The following is an 18,761-nucleotide window of genomic DNA, read 5'->3' on the forward strand; positions in this document are numbered from 1 at the left end:
CATGAACCACCAGGAACTGCTGCAACCGTCCGGTATCCGCGTGGTGGAACTGGACATCGAGGGCATGACCTGCGCTTCCTGCGTCAACCGGGTGGAGAAGAAGCTCGGCAAACTGGAGGGCGTGGCGGCCTCGGTCAACCTCCCCCTGGAATCAGCCCATGTCACGGCACCGGCGGGAATCACCGACGAACAGCTGGTGGCTACCGTCAATGCCGCCGGTTACACCGCCACGGTGCGCACCCCGCCGGCCCCCGCGGACACCGGCGGACCGGATGCGGGTGGCACTGACCATCACATGGCGCACGGCGGCACGGCCGCGCAGCTGCGTCCGCGCCTGATCCTGGCCGCCATCCTCACAGTTCCCGTGTTCCTGGTATCCATGGTTCCGGCGTTCCAGTTTCCACACTGGGGCTGGGCGGCAGGAGCCCTGGCGCTGCCGGTCGTCACGTGGGCGGCCTGGCCGTTTCACCGCGCCGCGGCCGTCAATGCCCGGCATCTGGCCTCCACCATGGACACGCTGGTCTCGATCGGCGTCACGGCAGCCTACCTGTTCTCAGCCTGGCAGCTGGCAGCCGATCCGCGGATGACCGAGCACCCGGGCATGGAGGGCATGGACGCCGGCGGCCTCTACTTTGAGGTGGCAGCAGTGGTCACCACCTTCCTGCTCCTGGGCCGCTATCTGGAGGCCAATGCCAAGCAGAAGGCCGGGGATGCCCTCAAGGCCCTCCTTAACCTGGGTGCCAAGGACGCCGCAGTCCTTCGTGACGGGGTGGAATATCGGGTTCCCGCGGACCGGCTCCAAGTGGGGGATGTCCTGGTGGTCCGTCCGGGCGAGAAAATCGCCACCGATGGCGTGGTCCTCGATGGAACCTCAGCGGTGGACGCCTCACTGGTGACCGGCGAGTCGGTGCCCGTGGAGGTGGGCCCTGACAGCAAGGTCACCGGCGCCACCATCAACACCTCGGGCAGGCTGCTGGTCCGGGCAACCCGCGTGGGCGCCGAAACCACCCTCGCGCAAATGGCCCGCCTGGTCTCGCAGGCGCAGACAGGCAAGGCGCCCATCGCCCGCCTGGCGGACCGCATCAGCGCCGTCTTCGTCCCGGTGGTGCTGGCCATTGCCGCGGCGACGTTCCTGCTGTGGCTTCTTGTGGCAGGTCCTGAGGCCGGCGACGCCGGGTTGCGCCAGGCTTTCACTGCCGCAGTCGCCGTCCTGGTCATTGCCTGCCCGTGCGCGCTGGGCCTCGCCACACCGGTGGGGCTCCTGACCGGCAGCGGGCGCGGGGCCCAATTGGGCATCCTCATCAAGGGGCCGCAGGTCCTCGAAGACACCCGCACGGTGGACACCATCCTGCTGGACAAGACGGGCACCGTGACCACCGGTGTGCTGGCGGTCGGCTCCACCACCGCGTTCGGCCCCTTCGATGAGCAGCAGGTGCTGCGGCTCGCCGGGGCGGTGGAGGCGGCATCGGAACACCCCGTGGCGCGGGCCATCGCGGCGGCGGCCAAGGAGGCCGCCCACGCTGGCCCGGGCAGTGCCGCGGACGACGACAGCCGCTTGCCCAATGTCGACGGCTTCCGTTCCGCACCGGGCGGCGGCGTCACCGGAACAGTGGAGGGCAGGCTGGTCCTGGCCGGACGCAGCGGCTGGCTCCGCGACAACGGCATTGAGCCATCCCCGGCGCAGCTGGAGGCACTGGCAGAAGCAGAAGCGGCCGGCGCCACGGCCGTCTGGGTGGCCGTGGACGGTGTCCCCGCAGGAATCATCAGCCTTCGGGACACGGTCAAGGAAGGCTCTGCCGCTGCGGTGGCACGGCTGAAGGACCTTGGCCTGCGCCCCATCCTGCTGACCGGAGACAACGCCGCGGTGGCCGCCCAGGTGGCTGCCGCCGTCGGGATTCCCCCCGCTGATGTCTACGCGGGAGTGCTGCCGGAAGGCAAAGTGGAGGCCGTGCGCAGGTTGCAGGCCGCGGGAGCAACAGTGGCCATGGCCGGTGACGGCGTGAACGACGCCGCAGCCCTCGCGCAGGCGGACCTGGGGATCGCGATGGGGTCCGGGACGGATGTGGCCATCGAGGCCGCAGACCTCACGGTGATGGGCAACGACCTTGCCCAGGTGGCGCAGGCCATCGAGCTGTCCCGCAGGACCCTGGCCACCATCAAGACGAACCTGTTCTGGGCCTTCTTCTACAACGCCGTCGGGATCCCGGTGGCAGCGCTCGGCCTGCTCAACCCCATGATCGCGGGTGCTGCCATGGCCGCAAGTTCCGTACTGGTGGTGGCCAACTCGCTGCGGCTCCGGAGCTTCGGAAAGTAACGGGTTCTTTGCAGACGCAGCGCGGGCTCAGGCTGCGCCGTAGCGGACGGCGGCGCGCGCCCGGGCCTTGGCGGCTTCCTCATCGCGGTCCTTCGGCGGCGCCTGCGTCACCAGCGCGTCCAGCAGGTGCTGGGTGATGTGGGCGATCTCGTGGACCGCGTCATCGAAAGCGTCCTGGTTGGCCTTGGACGGCTTCGTGCTCCCGCTGATCTTGCGCACATACTGCAGCGCGGCGGCGTGCACCTCCTCGGAGGTGGCGTGCGGTTCGAAGTTGTGAAGGGTTCGGATGTTCCGGCACATAGGGCCATGCTAGGCTCTGGAGCGCCTAAGATCGACCCTTCGAGGCCTGCTTTAAGGGCAGGTTGAGGAGGTCCGTCCATGGGGAGGACAGCATGGGCAGGGGTGCCCATCGACACTCCTTTGAGGGCCGGGATAGGTTTTAGGCAATGGATCTTCCGGATGAGCCGGGGGGCCGCTGGGGATGCCGACCTGGTTCGGATCCACTTACCAACAAGGAGATACTGATGGCTATTTGGGGTGCAGACGTTCAGCAGCTTCGTCAGCTGGGCAGCAAGCTTCAGGCAGGTGCGTCCGAGATTGAGACGCAGAAGTCCACTCTCACCAAGGTTTTGAGCAGCACCAACTGGGAAGGCCCCGACGCTGACAAGTTCCGCAACGAATGGTCGGGCCAGCACACCACCATGCTGACCAAGGTTGCTGAAGCACTGAAGGAAGCCGGCGACAAGGCCAAGCGCAACGCCGAAGAGCAGGACCAGGCTTCCCGCTAAGCACTGGCTGCGCAGGTCCTGTCACCAGGAACCTGTTTGTAGACGGCGAGGGCCCGGGCACCGCAAGGTGTCCGGGCCCTCCCCCGTTTAATCTCGGTTCAGGTGCCGGCGGACCTGCCCAACTCCCCTGCCCCGGACAGCCGTGCGCGGAAGACCGCGCTTGCCGGGGCACTCAGGGCACGGGTTCGACGTCGTTCGCGTGCTCGAGCGGTGAGCCCGCCTTCGCCGTCGGCTGGCCGGGTGAGGGTTGCGGGGCCGGGGCCCGGAGTTCGTCGAGCCGGACCAGGAGGACGCCTCCCACGATGAGGACACCGCCCACAAGCTGGATGGCGCCGGGCAACTCGCCGAGCAGCAGCCAGGCCCAGATCACGGCGAACAGCACCTCGGTGAGGGAGACAAACGAGGCCACCTTGGAGCCCAGTGCGCGGGCCGCCATGATTCCGGAGACGTAAGCCAGCACTGTTGCCAGGACCACCAGGCCGGCCAGCGAAACCCACCACGGGGTCACCCAGGGGCCGAGTGTGGTGTCCGCCGTGTTGAACGCCATGGGCAGCAGTCCCGTGGCGCCGGCCAGCCACATGACGGCGGCACCCACCATCAGGCCGCCGGATGCCAGCACGAGGGGCGGCAGGCTGTCATTTTCCTTTGCCGTAATGAAGAAGTACATGGCCAGGCAGACCGCTGCGGCCATGCCCCAGAGGACACCCACCGGGTCCACCTTCACGGCACCGGTGAGATCCAGGACCAGCACCAGGCCAGCCAGCGACAGCAGGGTTCCCCCAAAGGTGAGCGCGCGCGGACGCTTGCGGCTGGCCGCCCAGATCCAGAGGACGATGATCACCGGGGCAAGGTACTCGAGCAGCAGCGCGACGCCCACGGAGAGCCGCTCCACCGCGTTGAAATAAAACAACTGGCACGCGGCCACGCCGATCAGGCCAAAGAGCAGAATGGTGAGCCAGTTGTCCCGCAGCTGGTGCCAGCGGCCCTTCAGGGCGATGACCGCCGGGACGGCGAGGATGAGCGCGGCGCCGGTGAGGCGTGCCGTGACGGCGGCGCCCGGGGACCATCCCGTTTCCAGGAGCGCCTTGCCGAACGATCCCGACGTGCCGAAGACGGCGGACGAGAACAGGGCGACACCCAGGCCGGAGGCCAGGAAACTGCGCCGGGGTGCCACCAGGCTTGGCGTGGCGGGATGGTTCTTTGCGGCAGGCACCGTCGCCTCCTGTCAGGAGTAAAGTGGGGTATTGGTCATGACAGTACGCTTCGGCGCTGTAAGGAGTCAAGATGGTATTTGCCCCTGACACTGAGGTTGCGCTGCGCAGCGTGGTCAACCTCATCAATTCCGGTGCCAACGGGCGCGAGGCCCTGGGATCCCAGCAGGATCTGGACGGGTTCCTGGCGGCGGAGCAGTTCTCAGGTTCCAGGGCCAGGGATGAGGCAGAGCTGGCCAGCGTCCGGCGGCTGCGCGGGGAACTGGCCGGGGCGTGGGTAGCGGGGGAAGACGGTGCCGTGGCGACGATCAACCGCCTGCTCCGCGACGCGAACGCCCTCCCCCAACTGGTCAGGCACGATGGCTGGGACTGGCATTTGCACGCCACCACGCCCGAGGCCCCGCTTGCGGACCGGATCAGCACGGAGGCCGCGATGGCACTGGCGGATGTGGTGCGCAGCAAGGAGATGGACAGGCTTCGCGTCTGCGAGGCCGAGGACTGCGACGCGGCGGTGCTGGACCTCAGCCGAAACCGCTCTAAGCGCTACTGCGATACGGGCAACTGCGCCAACCGGGCGCATGTGGCGGCCTACCGGGCACGGCAGGCCGCGGCGGGTTAGCGGCCTGCGGAACCTTCAGTGCCGCCGTCGGGATCCTGCTGCTCAGGCGAGCCGGGGGCCTTGGTCCCGCCGAAGCCGTGGGACGTGTTCTTGGCCGAGCTGAGGTTGACGCCGGACCCCTTGCCCAGGTGCTCGGCATTGTCCTTGTGGCTCATGGACAGCATGGCAGCGATCACCAGGGTGACGATGAAGGCGATCCCGGCACCCGTGAAGGCCAGGTCGAAACGCGGAGCGCGGGCGCTGCCGCCGGAAGCGAAAATGACCACGGCGAAGAAGGCCACGACGGCCCAAAACGCGGAGAACATCAGCGGGCCCTTCACAGAGGTCCGCAGCTTGCGCGGTTTTCCCTGGTGCTGGTCTGCCACGGTAAGTCCTCCCTGCGGGCGGCATGGATGGCCGGCCCGGTGTACGTTGTGGGTGGCCCCGGGAAAATTTCTACAGCGAGTAGAACCGGGACCTTCCTAGTTTACGGCTTAGCGGCCGTACTGCGGGAATCGTGCCTGAGCGTCAGCCCGGACAGCGCCCACAGCACACCGAGGATGATGGCCCCGCCGCCGGCCACGCCCAGCAGTGCGTGCGCACCGAGGCTGATGAAGAACGGCAGGATCACCGCCGTTCCGAGGCTGATGAGGCCGGAGGTGATCCAGTCGCGGGCCAGGACGTGCCGGCCGCGGTTCCGGATGCCGCAGGCCAGCTCCAGGGCTCCGGCGACGCCGAGCCCTAGCGCCGCGATGACACCGAACAGGAGGTCGCTGTGCAGCAGGAGCACCGCGAACCCCGCACCCGCCAGCACGGATCCGGCGGCCGAAAGCAGCTTGCCGGACGCAGAGTCGCGCCCGAAGCCGGTAGCCGGGATACCCCAGAGGGTGATGGCGCCGATGGCCAGGAGGTACAGGCCGCCTGCCCAGCCCATGGCTTCCACGGAGGGCGTTGCCCAAAAAATCGTTACGGCTCCGAAGACCAGCGAGGCGGCGGAGCGCAGCAGGACCGGCTTCCACAGGTCAGTGCGGGGGGCGGTTCCCTGGGCGGCGCCTGCGGGTGTCAAGGGTTGTGTCACCGGTCCAGTTTAGTTGCGCGTCCCGGTTAGGCCGAACCCAGCACCATCCACCGGTCGCTCCGGGCGCGCAAGCCCAGCGTGAGCGCCCGGGCAGCCATGTATCCGATGGAGAATGCCGCCCAGAGCCAGCCGAGCCCCGCAACCCCTGAAACTCCGGAGAACGCGACAGCCGCCAGCATCGGGGCATACGCCGCAACATTCATCAGGCCGGCCAGGGCCAGGTAGCGGGCATCCCCCGCGCCAATCAGCACTCCGTCCAGCACAAACACGTAGCCCGCAATCGGCTGGCCCGCAGCCAGGATCCACAGGGCAACCGCCAGGGCGGCCTGTACATCCCGGTCGGGGGTGAAGAGGGCGCCCGCCCACGGCGCCACCGCCGCGAGGAGCAGCCCCGTGACCACGCCGAAGCCGATGCCCCAGCGGATCATGGTGGTGGTCAGCACCCGGGCCCGGGCGGCGTTCGAACCGCCCAATTCCTTGCCGATCAGCGCCTGCGCAGCGATGGCCAGCGCGTCCAGGGCGAAGGCCAGGAAGGAAAAGATGGTCATTGCCAGCTGGTGTGCCGCCAGGTTAATGGCACCCTGCCCGGTCACCACCAGGACCGTCACCAGGATGGCGGCCCGCAGGCTGAGCGTGCGCAGCATGAGCCAGGATCCCACCCTGGTCATGCTGCGGATGCCGCGCCAGCTGGGCAACAGCGATACGCCATGCCGGACGGCGTTGCGCCGCACCATCAGCACGTAGACCGCCGCCATGCACCACTGCGCCACGCTGGTGCCCACCGCGGAGCCGGTGACGGACCAGTTAAGCCCGTAAACCAGCCAGAGGTTCAGGACGATATTCAGCCCGAAGCCGGCAGTGGCCACCACCAGCGGGGTGCGGGTGTCCTGCAGCCCGCGGAGTACGCCGGTTCCGGCAAAGACCAACAGCATCGCCACAAGTCCCGGCATGGACCAGCGGAGGTAGTCGACAGCGAAGGCGCGCACCTCGCCTTCTGCGCCGATGAGCCCGATCAGCGGTTCTGCGGCCACAAAGCCAGCTGCCGCCAGGACGACTCCCAGCAGCATGGCCAGCCAGACGCCGTCGCGCCCTGCCGCCAGCGCTTTCCCAAGCTGGCCGTCGCCGATGGCCCGGGCCACCGCAGGGGTGGTGGAGTAGGCGAGGAAAACCATCAGCCCGACGACGGTGTGCAGCACGGCCGAGGCCAGTCCCACGCCGGCCAGCTGGGCCACTCCCAGGTGTCCAACTATGGCCGAGTCCGCCAGCAGGAACAGGGGTTCGGCCACGAGTGCACCGAACGCGGGGACGGCGAGACGGAGGATCTCGCGGGCATTGCCGCGGCGCGACACTACAGGCGCGGAAGTGGAGGGTTGGGACACCGTGCCAGCTTAACGGCCACTGGGCGGGGACCCGGGGCACTGTGACGTCACGGTCATGACATATCCCACAGAACACCCGGATTGGTTGACTCTTCAACCAATCCTGCGAAACACTGGAGGGGTTCAACGCTGCGATCCGGCCCCTGCTTGCATGTGTCCAGCTCCGACCGATATCCGAAACGGTGAAACCCCATGAACCAGTCCCGCCTTACCACCACCGCCATCACAGCCCTCCGCATTGTCCTGGGCTTCCTCTTCGCAGCCCACGGCTGGCAGAAGTTCAACGAATGGACCATTGCCGGCACCCAGGCGTCCTTCGCCAAGATGGGCGTGCCTGCCGCCGATGTGATGGCCCCGGCCGTTGCCGTCCTCGAATTCGCTGGCGGCATCGCCCTGGTCCTGGGCATCCTGACCCGCGTGGTGGCCGCCCTCCTGGCCATCGACATGCTGGGCGCCCTCTTCCTGGTGCACGCTCCCGCCGGAGTTTTCGCTGCCAACGGCGGCTACGAGCTGGTTCTGCTCCTCGCAGCTGCCGCGTTCGCACTGGCCCTCACCGGCGCCGGCCGCGTCTCCGTGGACCGCGCCCTCTTCGGCCGCAGGAACTCCAAGCTGGCAGTCCTGGCCTAAAGCGAAACGCCCGACGGCGGCTGCGCACCACGGTGCGTGGCCGCCGTCGGCATCTATGGCAACATCCATCACGGAGCCGAACATTTTCCAACAAAAAGATTCGGGAAAGATGGGAAAACGCTTGCCCTGAAATTGGGCGGCCTGATAGACCAATGTCTGTTGCAGTGAAAGCTGCAGCATCGCACCCCTGGTCTCAGCCGCACCTTCCACCGGACTCCCTGGAACCCCTCGGCAACTGCGCGCCTCCCGAAATTTTGCAGTTCTGTTTGAATCGTTCCAAGGCCCAGCTGGGACCGCTTGCACCACTCATCGAAGGAGATGACAGTGAGACAAACCCAGCAAGCCGTACCGCTCCAACCTGAAGGCCCGCCGCCCGGGCGGCGAACGCTACGGAGAACCGGCGCCAAGGTGGTAACTGCCGCAGCCGCGTCCGCGGCCATCGCCCTCGCCGGCCTGCCGCCAGTCCACGCGGATACCACGCCTCCACCGGTTGGCAGCGGATTCAAATTCGACTTTGGCCCCGGCTCCACCGCTGACGGTTACACGCGCGTCGAAGCAGGCACTCAGTATTCTGCCGCAGGAAAATTCGGCTTCACAGACACCGCAGCCACCTCCGGCGCCGACCGCAGCACCGGCGACGCCCTGCGGTCCGACTTTGTTCAGGCCCAGGGCAGCAGCTTCCTGGTAGACCTGCCGAACGGCGACTACACGGTCAAACTGATCGCGGGCGACGCCGTGGAAGCGACCAACATCGCGATCACCGCGGAGAACATGGCCAAAGTCCAGCTCACGGACAAGCCCGCCAGCCAATATCTTGAGATGGAATTCCCCATCTCACTGGTTGACGGCCAGCTGAACCTAGATTTCAGCGGCACCGCAGCCAAGATCAATTCCATCGTCATCGCAGCCAGGGCTCCACGGGCGGCAACCACCGATCCGGCCGTGTACCTTACCGGCGATTCCACAGTCCAGACCTACGATCCCGGGTTCGTTCCGCAGGCCGGCTGGGGCCAAATGATCGACCGGTACTTCGATAGTGCCGTCACGTTCCGCAACCACGCCATCGGCGGACGGAGCTCCAAGAACTTCATCAGCCAGGGCAGACTCGACGAGGTTCTCCGCGTCATCAACCCCGGGGACTACCTCATGGTCCAGTTCGGCCACAACGACGCGACCGTCGGCGTGGACGACAGATACGCCTCCCCCGCCGACTACAAGGAATACCTGCGCACCTATGTCCACGGCGCACGCCAGCGCGGTGCCATCCCCGTACTGGTGACGCCGGTTGGACGGCGCGACTACGACGAGGCCACCGGCAAATTCCGGGTCAGCTTCCCGGAATACGTGTCCAAGATGCAGGAACTCGCCGCTGAGGAAAACGTGGCCGTGGTGGATCTGTCCGCGTCCAGCCGCGCGTACTACGACCAAATCGGTCCCGAGGACACCAAGTCCGTCTTCCTTCATGTGGACGCAGGCGTGTACCCGAACCGGCCCACGGGGACTGCCGACAACACCCACTTCCAGGAATACGGCGCCATCCAGATCGCCCGACTGGTTGCGGGCGGCGTGAAGCAGCTCAACGTTCCCCTGGCCTCGCGTGTCAAGGAGATGGTCCCGCCGTCGTCCGTTCCTGCCAAGCCGCAGGGACTGGTGGCGGGCAGTGTCTCCAACGCCGGGGCGCTGCTCAAATGGCAGCCGGTTGACGGCGCGGACATCTATAAGGTGTACCGCAAGCTGGCCTCCGAACCTGACAGCGCCTTCCAGCTCACCACCACCGCAACGGTGCCAACCGCCAACCTGACCGGGCTGGCAGAAGGCACTGCGTACAGCGTGCGGGTCGCGGCGATGAATGGAAAGGGCCTCTCCGAGCCCAGCGACACGCTGTCCGTATCCACCAAGCAGGCGAAGTACAAGTTCGACTTCGGCCCGGTGGGTGCTCCCGTGGAGTCCGGCTACACGGAGGTGAACCGCACCATGGGATACACCCCGGAGCGCACGTTCGGGTTCAAGGACGTCTCTGTCCTCAGCGACAGGGACCGCGGCGCCGTGACCAGCAACCTGCTGCGGGACTTCGTGCTGAGCGGCACCAGCTTCGAATTCCAGCTGGACGTACCCAACGGCACCTACGCCCTGAAGACCTATCACAGCGACTGGATCGGCTCCACGCGCACCGACGTTGCCGCCGAAGGCATCCCGTTCGGGCAGGTGTCCTCCAGCCGGGCCTCCTCGGCCACCAAGATCATCAACCAGGTCCTGGTCTCGGACGGGCAGCTCAACCTGACCATCAGCGGCTCCGGCCAGCGCCTGAATGGCCTCGAAGTCACCCCACTGCTGGTGGGACCAACGAACCTGCGCACCACGGCCGTGGACGCAACGGCCGAACCCGCGACCGTGGACCTCGCCTGGGACGCAGTGGGTGATGCCGCCAGCTACAAGGTCTTCCGGCAGGCGTCCTTTGAAACAGAACCGCATCTGGTGGCCGAGAACGTCACCGTGCCCGCCTTCCACGACACCACCGCACTGGCCGGGCTGAAGTACAAGTACTTCGTGACCGCCCTGGACAACACCGGTCTCGAGTCAGTGCCCTCCAACACCGTGGAGACCGCACTGGTGGATCCCAAGGCGCCCGTCCCGGGGGCCACCGGCAAGGTGGACGTCAAGGCAGTTGAGAAGACCAGCGCCACGTTGAAATGGCAAAAGGTGTCAAACGCTGCCTTCTACCAGGTCTACCGCGCCACCTCCCCGGACGGTCCTTTCGAATACGTGGGCAGGGCCTCGGAGGTCAACTACACCGACTACACAGTGCTGACCACCATCAAGTACTACTACCGTGTCACCACCGTGAACAAGGGCGGCGAGTCAGCCCCGTCGCCTGTGGTAGGTACCGAAAAGATCACTGTGATGAACCGGCAGATGGAGACGCTCGACCGCGCTCCTGTTGCGTTGCTGGTGGACGGCGGCGTCCGTGTGGGCTGGCGCATGCTGGGCCTGGACCCCGAGCAAATCGGCTTCCACGTCATCCGCGACGGCGTCAAGATCACCAAAGAGCCGATCCGCAACAGCACTACGTTCCTTGACCCGGCCGGCACGGTCTCCTCGCGATACGTCATCAAGGCGGTTGGCGCCGGCGGTGACCAGCTGACCAAGGAGTTCACGCCGCTGGCGCAGAGCTACCTGTCCGTGAAACTGGACAAGCCGGCGGACGACTACACCAAGGACGGGCAGCCATACACCTACTCGGCGGGCGACTCCAGCGTGGCCGACCTGGACGGCGACGGCACCTACGAGATCCTGCAGATGTGGTCCCCGTCCAACGCCAAGGACAACTCCCAGTCCGGTTACACGGGAACCGTGTACGTGGATGCCTACCGAATGGACGGCACCAGGCTGTGGCGAATCAACATGGGGCAAAACATCCGTGCAGGTGCCCACTACACACAGCTGCTGGCCTACGACTTCGATGGCGACGGCAAGGCCGAGGTAGCCATGAAGACTGCTGACGGCACCCGGGACGCAGCTGGAACAGTGATCGGAAACGCCGGCGCGGATTACCGCAACAGCAGCGGCTACGTGCTCAGCGGACCCGAGTTCCTCACGGTGTTCCACGGGGCCACCGGCACCATCATGGACACCGTGGCCTACGACCCGCCGCGCGGCGACGTGGGCGCCTGGGGCGATGCCTACGGCAACCGCGTGGACCGCTTCCTGGGCGCCGTGGCATACCTGGACGGGGAACGCCCGTCCATGATGTTCAGCCGCGGCTACTACACCCGCGCTGTGCTGGCCGCCTACGACCTGGTGAACGGCAAGATCACAAAGCGCTGGACATTCGATTCGGACATCGCCGGTGCGCAGTACCGTGGACAGGGCAACCACAACCTCTCCGTGGCGGACGTGGACGCCGACGGGAAGGACGAATTCATCTTCGGTTCCATGACCATCGATGACAACGGCAAGCCGCTGTACACCACCGGTTTGGGCCACGGTGATGCCATCCACACGAGCGACTTCGATCCGTCCCGTCCGGGCTTGGAAACGTTCGCCGCCCATGAGGACATGGGGTCCAGTGGAAACCTCGGTGCCACCTTCCGCGATTCGAAGACCGGCCAAATCCTGTGGAGCATCCCGGCAGTGAAGGACACCGGACGCGCTGCGATGGGCGACATCGATCCGCGCTACGCCGGTGCCGAGGGTTGGGCCATCGGCGGTGACGCCGCCTGGAACTCCCCCGTCGGCCAGCTCCGGTCCGCCAAGGGCGAACTGATCGCGGAGAAAATCCCCGCCGCCAACTTCCTGGCCTGGTGGGACGGCGACCTCCTTCGCGAGATTGTCGATCACGACTGGAACGCCACGACCAACACGGGCACGCCCAGCATCGCCAAGTGGAACTGGGAAACCGAATCCAGCGACCGGCTGCTGACCGCCACGGGCGCCAAGTCCAACAACGGCACCAAGGGAACCCCGGCCATCCAGGCCGACCTCCTGGGTGACTGGCGGGAAGAGATCGCCTGGCCTTCGGCAGACAGCACGGAGCTGCGAATCTACACCACAGGTTCAGGGACAGACATCCGGCTCCGCACCCTGATGCACGATCCGGTGTACCGGCTGTCCGTGGCACGGGAGAACATCTCCTACAACCAGCCGCCGCATCCGGGATTCTTCATCGGCGAAGGGATGGAGCTTCCCACCCAGCCCGACATCGTTTACACCCGCGCCGGCTAGCCTGCGATTCCCCCATAGCGCTGCCCTGTCCGCCCTCCAGGCGGGCGGGGCAGCCGCTTTTCCGGTCAAATTTCCGGCCGGACGCGGTCTGTTGCGGCCGAACCGGCCGGTAACCGGCTGCGTCAGTATGATCGGCAGCATGACTGAGACCGGTGCGCCCAACTCCGTGACCCTCCGCTTCCTGGCGGCACCCACCGACGTTGGCCACAGCGGCTCCGTGGATGCCGGGACGGTGTTGGAGTGGGTGGACAAGGCCGCCTACGCCGCCGCCGTGGGGTGGGCGAAGTCTTACTGCGTCACGGCATACGTGGGCAACATCCACTTCGCGGACCCCGTCAACAGCGGCGACATGGTGGAGGTGGAGGCCACCATCGTGTACACCGGCCGGTCTTCCATGCACATCCGCACCGTGGTCTCCTCCAGCGACCCCAAGGGCGGCCCCGCCACCATGCGCAGCCAGTGCATCGTGATCTTCGTGGCGGTGGGCGAGGACGGCAAGCCCACCCCGGTCAAGCAGTTTGAGCCCGTCAGCGCCGCGGAGATCGAACAGCGCGACCACGCCCTGGCCCGGATCAAGGTCCGGGAACAGATCGTCGAAGCAATGAACCATCAGGAATATACCGACGCCGGAACGGCCGAGCGGGTGACGTTGCGCTTCATGGCTGCACCCACCGACGTGAACTGGGGCGGCAAGGTCCACGGCGGAATCGTCATGAAGTGGATCGATGAGGCCGCCTACGTCTGCGCGTCACGCTACTGCGGCAAGGACACGGTGGCGGTGTTCTCCGGCGGTGTCCGGTTCTACCGGCCCCTCCTGATCGGGCACGTGGTGGAGGTGGAGGCCCGCCTCGTCTACACCGGCACGAAGGGGATGCACATCGCCGTCCACGTCCGCTCCGGCGATCCCAAGGGCCGTGAACTGAACCTCACCACGTATTGCCTCACGGTCATGGTGGCGCGCGACGGCGCAGGCAACTCAGTGCCGATCCCGGCCTGGGTGCCGCTCAGCGACGAAGACAAGCGGCTTCACGCCCACGCGCGGGAACTGCTGGAGATCCGGGGCACAGCGCCGGGGAACCGGATGCCAAACCACCTTCTGGCCAAGGACTGACCCAGGGCCAGCCACTCCGGCGTCCGGCCTAGAAGCCTCCGCCGCCGCCGGCGTCACCGGCCATGTTGGCGAACCGGGAGTAGTGGCCCTGGAACGCCACCACGATGTCCTTGGTGGGGCCGTTACGGTGCTTGGCAATCAGGATGTCGGCTTCACCGGCGCGCGGGGATTCCTTGTCGTAGACGTCCTCACGGTGCAGCAGGATGACCATGTCGGCGTCCTGCTCGATGGAGCCGGATTCACGGAGGTCCGAGACCATGGGGCGCTTGTCTTGCCGCTGCTCGGAGCCACGGTTCAGCTGGGACAGGGCGATGACCGGCACCTGGAGTTCCTTGGCCAGCAGCTTGAGGGCACGGGAGAACTCGGAGACTTCCTGCTGGCGCGACTCCACTTTCTTGCCGGAGCTCATGAGCTGCAGGTAGTCGAGGATGACGAGTTTGAGGTCATGCTGCTGCTTCAGGCGGCGGCACTTGGCCCGGATCTCCATGAGGGACATGTTCGGGCTGTCATCGATGAACAACGGAGCGTCGTTCATGCGGCCCATGGTGGTGGCGATCTTGGACCACTGTTCGTCCTTGATGGTGCCCTTGCGGAGGTCCTGCAGCCCGATGGTTGCCTCGGCCGAGAGGAGGCGCATGGCAATCTCGTTCCGGCCCATTTCCAGGGAGAACATGACGGTGGCCAGGTTGTTCTTGATCGCCGCCGAGCGGGCGAAGTCCAGCGCAAAGGTGGACTTGCCCACCGCGGGACGGGCTGCGATGACGATCATCTGGCCCGGGTGCAGGCCGTGGGTAAGTTCGTCGAGCTCATAGAAGCCGGTGGGTACACCCACCATGCCTTCGCCACGGTGGCCGGAGGCCTCGATCTCGTCCACGGTGGATTCCATGACGTCCTTCAGGACCACGTAATCCTCAGCCGTCCGGCGCTCGGCAACAGCGTAGACCTCGGCCTGGGCCTGGTTGACCAGGTCCTCCACTTCGCCGTCTGAGCCGTAGCCCAGCTGGACGATCTTGGTCCCGGCGTTGACGAGACGGCGCAGCACCGCACGTTCGGCAACGATTTCGGCGTAGTAGCCGGCGTTGGCTGCCGTGGGAACAGTCTGGATCAGCTCGTGCAGGTAGGCCGGGCCACCGATCCTGTTGATCTCGGCCCGCTTGGTCAGCTCGTCAGAGACGGTGACGGCGTCCGCGGGCTCACCGCGGCCGTAAAGATCGATGATCGCTTCGTAAATGGTTTCGTGGGCAGGGCGGTAGAAGTCCTGGCCGCGGAGGATCTCCACAACGTCGGCGATGGCATCTTTGGACAGCATCATGCCGCCCAGGACGGATTGCTCAGCCGGGATGTCCTGCGGAGGCTTTCGGCTCGCGTCTGATCCGCGGGTAGTTTCGACCTCGTCCAGATGCGCGATTGACAAAGCTGCCGTCCTCCATAGTTACCGGGCGCGCCCGGTGGTTGCCGTCCTGCAAAGGCTTCGCCGGAAATCCGGGTCCGCCACCTGTCCAATGTCTACCGGCAGGGTCCGACACTGCGGCTGACCTGGCCTCCGACCCGACTTGTGCACAGGAGTTATCCCCAAATCCACAGGTTTTCCACAGAGACCCCTCCCCTGGGGTTTACCGCAGCTGTCCGGCCTGCCTTCGATGCAGGTCCGCGGGCCGCAATTGATCCCCGGAACAGGTACCCCGCCACGCTAGCGGCCCCCGGCCCCACCGCAAAGTCCACCACCGGGACTGCCTGTGGATAACCTGTGCACTAACCGGCATAGCTTGTGCACAGCCTGTGTGAAAAGTTGTGGAAAAGAAAAAAGTTTGGCCCTCGTAATGGCTCTGACCTGCGAAAACTCTTCACACGGCATGTGGAGCAAATATTTCTTTTGTGGAATTTCATCCACAGCGGCGTGTCGGAACATGCCGCTCCTGCGCGTGTTGCCGGCATCCGTGACACACCTCATCCGGGCCCTTTGGACGGATTTCATATTCCCTCGAAGGACTGCCCGGCGGCCAGTGGGCCGAGCATGCAGCGCGGTGAATATTGCTGTGGATAACCCGGATCTGCCCTAAGCTCGTAGGTATGGGCGAACTACTCCTGGTTCTGTTGCCTGCGATTGTCCTGGTGGTGATTATGTGGGGTCTTGTGACGTCCGCCGGCCCCGGGTCCTTTCCGCAGCGATCCCGGCCACATCCGCAGCAGCAGGTAGATAGAGAACGGCTTTAGAACCATGGAATCGCTAGTCATCCCCGCCCTCATCCTTGTGGCTGTGGCAGTTGCCGTTGTACTGGCTTCCCGCGCCTTGGGCAAGAGGAAGGCTGCGCATGACGCCGCTCCCCAGCAGCCCGCCCCTGGCGCCGCAGAGCTGGCCCGGACCGCAGCCGCCAAGCTGTCCGAAGCAGAACACCGACGTATATATGCGCTGATCGCTCAAGGGCAGGCGATGGCCGCCACCAAGCTGTACTACGAGGCGACCGGAGACGGCCTGCGTGCCTCCCGCGACGCCGTCGGGGCCCTGGCCTCCCACCCCCAGCCCTACCGCAGCCCGGCAGCCCCCGGAAGCACACCGGAGGACGACGAAGACGACGAGCCGCAGCGCTTCCCGTACCGCTACCGGGCCATCGCCAGCAAGGGCGACGTGACCCGCGAAGTCAGCAGCAACATGCTCAATGACGAGATTTACGGCAGGATCCGCACACTGGCCCGCAACGGGGATGCAGAGGCAGCCGCTGCAGCCTTGACGCGCCACTCAGACATTTCCATGAAGCAGGCGCGGGAGTTCATCGAACTCCTCGACGACTAAGCGCCGGCCAGCCCGCAGGCCGGCCGGCTCAGAGCCGATCGGTTGGTCAGTTGGTTCCTGAGATTCCCGCGAGCAGCTGCTCGAACGGAAGGGATTCCATGGGCGCCAGCTTGCGGCCCGGCTGCAGCCCTTCCAGGAGCTGCGAAAACTCGCCGGATGCCCGGTCCACCCTGCTGGCCAGGGAGGTGCCGGCGTCGCTCGCTGCGCCCCAGTCCTGTGGCCCGGCGAACACGGCCGTGGCTGCAATCCGGGTGCGGAGGTAGCTGAACAGGGGGCGCATGGCGTAGTCCAGAACCATCTGGTGCCGGTCCGTGCCGCCGGTGGCGCCCAGCAGGACCGCCTTGCCGTCCAGTGACTTGGGGTCCAGCACGTCGAAGAACGACTTGAAGAGCCCGCTGTACGAGGCGCTGAACACCGGGGACACCGCGATGATGCCGTCTGAAGCTTCAACCGCGGCGATCACGTCGGCCAGGCGCGGGGCTGCGTAGCCCGTAACGAAGTTGTTGGCGATGTCCACCGCCAGGTCCCGCAGCTCGACGGTTTCCACTTCCACGCTGTATCCGGCGGCCTCCAGTTGCCGCTTGGCCGACGCCGCCAACTGGTCGGCAAGAAGGCGGCTCGACGACGGGACGCCGAGTCCGGCGGAAAGGACGGTGATGCGGCGGGTTTCCATGGCGTTCTCCTGTTGCTGGTTCACTCATCGTACATGCATTTGCATCTACTTGATGAACAGGCGTCGCTTCTGGAGTATTCCCTGCGCAGGATCCCCAAGCAGGGCTGCGGTCCGGAGCCATCCCGCGAAGAGGGAATCTACAGCGTGACAGTCCCGCGGATGCAGGTGGCGGAGTGGCCGCCCACCCAGATGTTCGGCCCCTCGGCGGAGACGTGGACGCGGCCTGCACGGCCCAGCACGGTGCCCTGTGCCGCCACGTACTGCTCCGGCGCCCGCCCGGTGCTGATCAGCCACTGCGCGGCGCCTGCGTTGAAGCTGCCCGTCACGGGATCCTCCACCATGGCATCGCCCGGGATGAAGGTACGGACCTCAAAATCGGCGTCCCCGCCCGGCAGGTGCGGGCCGATAACCCCGACCTTCAGGCTCCCCATGGCAGCAAGGTCCGGCTCGAGGGCCAGGACCTGCTCAGCCGATCCCAGCAAAACCCCAATCCACTCGGGGCCGTTGACCAGCCAGGACGCATCAAGGACGTCGGGCCCGGGCAGCCGAAGAGCGGCGGCCAGCTGCCGGCGGACAGAGCTGTCCACGGGTTCGAAGCGCGTGAGTGGCGGCGCGGCGAAGGCGAGCCGCCCGCCGTCGCGCTTTATCCGCACGAGCCCGGCCCCGCACTCCTGCACCAGCCAGTCGGCCGACTTCGGCACGCCGCCGGCCTCAAGCCAGGTGTGCGCAGAGCCCAGCGTCGGGTGGCCGGCGAAAGGAAACTCCTCGGTGCCGGTGAAGATGCGTACCCGGTAGTCCGCCTCAGGGTCCGTGGGCGGCAGCAGGAACGTGGTCTCGGAAAGATTCGTCCAGTTGGCGAAGTGCTGCATCTGCTCCGCGGACAGGTCTTCGGCGTCAACCACCACAGCCAGCGGGTTGCCGCGGTACGGTTCGGCGGAAAAGACGTCGGCCTGGTGGAACGGGCGGATTCGCAGGCTCTGGTTGGTCACCGGTGCAGGCTATCACCGGTGTGGCCGCACCCCGGCGGCGTCTGCCACACTACGTCCATGGCAGAGAACAAGACCGCCCCTACCGGGGCTGACGTCAACGACTTCCTGGCAAGGGTGGAACACCCGGTCCGCAGGGCCGATGGTTTCGAGCTGCTGGAGCTGATGCAGGACATCACAGGCCAGGAGGCAGTGATGTGGGGACCCACAATCGTGGGCTTCGGCAGCTACCACTACAGGTATGCCACCGGCAGGGAAGGCGACTCAGCCGCCGTCGGGTATTCCCCGCGGAAGGCCAACCTTGCCCTGTACGGACTGACGTACGGACCCGATGCCGGGCCGCAGCTTGAAGCCCTCGGCAAGCACAAGACCGGCGCCGCCTGCCTGTACATCAACAGGCTGGCAGATGTTGACCGCCAGGTACTGGAGGCCATGATCAGGAGCGGCTACCACCATGTAATGGCCCAACTCCACCGGCCCTGA

15 protein-coding genes and 2 pseudogenes are annotated in these 18,761 nt (G+C 66.2%); 9 read left to right on the top strand and 8 right to left on the bottom strand.

Going from position 1 to position 18,761, the window contains the following annotated elements:
- Nucleotide 1: 1 nt before the first annotated feature.
- Nucleotides 2-2,314: a heavy metal translocating P-type ATPase gene (locus AC1DBN_RS09475; RefSeq protein WP_091716855.1), complete on the top strand. Its 2,313-nt coding sequence runs from the start codon at nt 2-4 to the stop codon at nt 2,312-2,314.
- A 27-nt stretch (nt 2,315-2,341) separates the two neighbouring features.
- Here the strand turns inward: AC1DBN_RS09475 and AC1DBN_RS09480 are convergent, their stop codons facing one another.
- Nucleotides 2,342-2,614 carry a DUF2277 domain-containing protein gene (locus tag AC1DBN_RS09480; protein WP_015939020.1) on the bottom strand — a complete coding sequence of 91 codons (273 nt, stop codon included), beginning with the start codon at nt 2,612-2,614 and terminating at the stop codon, nt 2,342-2,344.
- Between the two features lie 224 nt (nt 2,615-2,838).
- On the opposite strand from AC1DBN_RS09480, the gene AC1DBN_RS09485 reads away from it, so the two are divergent.
- Entirely contained in the window at nt 2,839-3,102 is a 264-nt protein-coding gene (locus AC1DBN_RS09485) for a WXG100 family type VII secretion target (RefSeq protein ID WP_045731203.1), read from the top strand.
- Between the two features lie 172 nt (nt 3,103-3,274).
- Here the strand turns inward: AC1DBN_RS09485 and AC1DBN_RS09490 are convergent, their stop codons facing one another.
- Nucleotides 3,275-4,315 (bottom strand): EamA family transporter, encoded by a 1,041-nt coding sequence (locus tag AC1DBN_RS09490; protein WP_477723067.1) that lies wholly within the window; start codon nt 4,313-4,315, stop codon nt 3,275-3,277.
- Nucleotides 4,316-4,386: 71 nt separating this feature from the next.
- Between AC1DBN_RS09490 and AC1DBN_RS09495 the strand changes: the two genes are divergently transcribed.
- Entirely contained in the window at nt 4,387-4,932 is a 546-nt protein-coding gene (locus tag AC1DBN_RS09495) for a CGNR zinc finger domain-containing protein (protein ID WP_091716857.1), read from the top strand.
- On the opposite strand, the gene AC1DBN_RS09500 is transcribed toward AC1DBN_RS09495, so the two are convergent.
- From AC1DBN_RS09500 to AC1DBN_RS09510, 3 genes are all read right to left on the bottom strand, one after another.
- Nucleotides 4,929-5,297: a hypothetical protein gene (locus AC1DBN_RS09500; protein WP_091716859.1), complete on the bottom strand. Its 369-nt coding sequence runs from the start codon at nt 5,295-5,297 to the stop codon at nt 4,929-4,931. The genes AC1DBN_RS09495 and AC1DBN_RS09500 overlap by 4 nt on opposite strands.
- A gap of 101 nt (nt 5,298-5,398) precedes the next feature.
- Nucleotides 5,399-5,989 (bottom strand): hypothetical protein, encoded by a 591-nt coding sequence (locus AC1DBN_RS09505; RefSeq protein ID WP_477723068.1) that lies wholly within the window; start codon nt 5,987-5,989, stop codon nt 5,399-5,401.
- A 26-nt stretch (nt 5,990-6,015) separates the two neighbouring features.
- Nucleotides 6,016-7,368 carry an MATE family efflux transporter gene (locus AC1DBN_RS09510; protein WP_477723069.1) on the bottom strand — a complete coding sequence of 451 codons (1,353 nt, stop codon included), beginning with the start codon at nt 7,366-7,368 and terminating at the stop codon, nt 6,016-6,018.
- Nucleotides 7,369-7,560: 192 nt separating this feature from the next.
- On the opposite strand from AC1DBN_RS09510, the gene AC1DBN_RS09515 reads away from it, so the two are divergent.
- The 4 genes and pseudogenes from AC1DBN_RS09515 (at nt 7,561) to AC1DBN_RS09530 (ending at nt 13,828) form a co-directional block, all read left to right on the top strand.
- Entirely contained in the window at nt 7,561-7,995 is a 435-nt protein-coding gene (locus AC1DBN_RS09515; RefSeq protein WP_091716865.1) for a DoxX family protein, read from the top strand.
- 318 nt (nt 7,996-8,313) lie between these two features.
- Nucleotides 8,314-10,272 (top strand): annotated as a pseudogene (locus AC1DBN_RS09520) (SGNH/GDSL hydrolase family protein); the annotation flags it as partial.
- A 630-nt stretch (nt 10,273-10,902) separates the two neighbouring features.
- Nucleotides 10,903-12,717 (top strand): annotated as a pseudogene (locus tag AC1DBN_RS09525) (rhamnogalacturonan lyase); the annotation flags it as partial.
- Nucleotides 12,718-12,856: 139 nt separating this feature from the next.
- Nucleotides 12,857-13,828 carry an acyl-CoA thioesterase gene (locus AC1DBN_RS09530; protein WP_477723070.1) on the top strand — a complete coding sequence of 324 codons (972 nt, stop codon included), beginning with the start codon at nt 12,857-12,859 and terminating at the stop codon, nt 13,826-13,828.
- A gap of 28 nt (nt 13,829-13,856) precedes the next feature.
- Here AC1DBN_RS09530 and dnaB read toward each other — a convergent pair whose 3' ends face one another.
- On the bottom strand, nt 13,857-15,242 hold the full coding sequence (gene dnaB, locus AC1DBN_RS09535) for a replicative DNA helicase (RefSeq protein WP_015939029.1): 1,386 nt from the start codon (nt 15,240-15,242) through the stop codon (nt 13,857-13,859).
- An 804-nt stretch (nt 15,243-16,046) separates the two neighbouring features.
- On the opposite strand from dnaB, the gene AC1DBN_RS09540 reads away from it, so the two are divergent.
- A complete protein-coding gene (locus AC1DBN_RS09540; RefSeq protein WP_477723071.1) occupies nt 16,047-16,619 on the top strand; it encodes a hypothetical protein in 573 nt (190 codons plus the stop codon).
- 46 nt (nt 16,620-16,665) lie between these two features.
- Here the strand turns inward: AC1DBN_RS09540 and AC1DBN_RS09545 are convergent, their stop codons facing one another.
- Nucleotides 16,666-17,292, bottom strand: a complete 627-nt coding sequence (locus AC1DBN_RS09545; RefSeq protein ID WP_477723072.1) for an FMN reductase — start codon at nt 17,290-17,292, stop codon at nt 16,666-16,668.
- Between the two features lie 137 nt (nt 17,293-17,429).
- On the bottom strand, nt 17,430-18,281 hold the full coding sequence (locus AC1DBN_RS09550) for a PhzF family phenazine biosynthesis protein (RefSeq protein WP_477723073.1): 852 nt from the start codon (nt 18,279-18,281) through the stop codon (nt 17,430-17,432).
- Nucleotides 18,282-18,338: 57 nt separating this feature from the next.
- On the opposite strand from AC1DBN_RS09550, the gene AC1DBN_RS09555 reads away from it, so the two are divergent.
- Nucleotides 18,339-18,761, top strand: a complete 423-nt coding sequence (locus AC1DBN_RS09555; protein ID WP_477723074.1) for a DUF1801 domain-containing protein — start codon at nt 18,339-18,341, stop codon at nt 18,759-18,761.

Source organism: Pseudarthrobacter sp. 10T415 (assembly GCF_056394175.1).

Coding starts and splice junctions, on each gene's coding strand:
- AC1DBN_RS09475 (WP_091716855.1), top strand. CDS start 2: ATGAACCACCAGGAACTGCTGCAACCGTCCGGTATCCGCGTGGTGGAA.
- AC1DBN_RS09480 (WP_015939020.1), bottom strand. CDS start 2,614: ATGTGCCGGAACATCCGAACCCTTCACAACTTCGAACCGCACGCCACC.
- AC1DBN_RS09485 (WP_045731203.1), top strand. CDS start 2,839: ATGGCTATTTGGGGTGCAGACGTTCAGCAGCTTCGTCAGCTGGGCAGC.
- AC1DBN_RS09495 (WP_091716857.1), top strand. CDS start 4,387: ATGGTATTTGCCCCTGACACTGAGGTTGCGCTGCGCAGCGTGGTCAAC.
- AC1DBN_RS09515 (WP_091716865.1), top strand. CDS start 7,561: ATGAACCAGTCCCGCCTTACCACCACCGCCATCACAGCCCTCCGCATT.
- AC1DBN_RS09530 (WP_477723070.1), top strand. CDS start 12,857: ATGACTGAGACCGGTGCGCCCAACTCCGTGACCCTCCGCTTCCTGGCG.
- AC1DBN_RS09540 (WP_477723071.1), top strand. CDS start 16,047: ATGGAATCGCTAGTCATCCCCGCCCTCATCCTTGTGGCTGTGGCAGTT.
- AC1DBN_RS09545 (WP_477723072.1), bottom strand. CDS start 17,292: ATGGAAACCCGCCGCATCACCGTCCTTTCCGCCGGACTCGGCGTCCCG.
- AC1DBN_RS09555 (WP_477723074.1), top strand. CDS start 18,339: ATGGCAGAGAACAAGACCGCCCCTACCGGGGCTGACGTCAACGACTTC.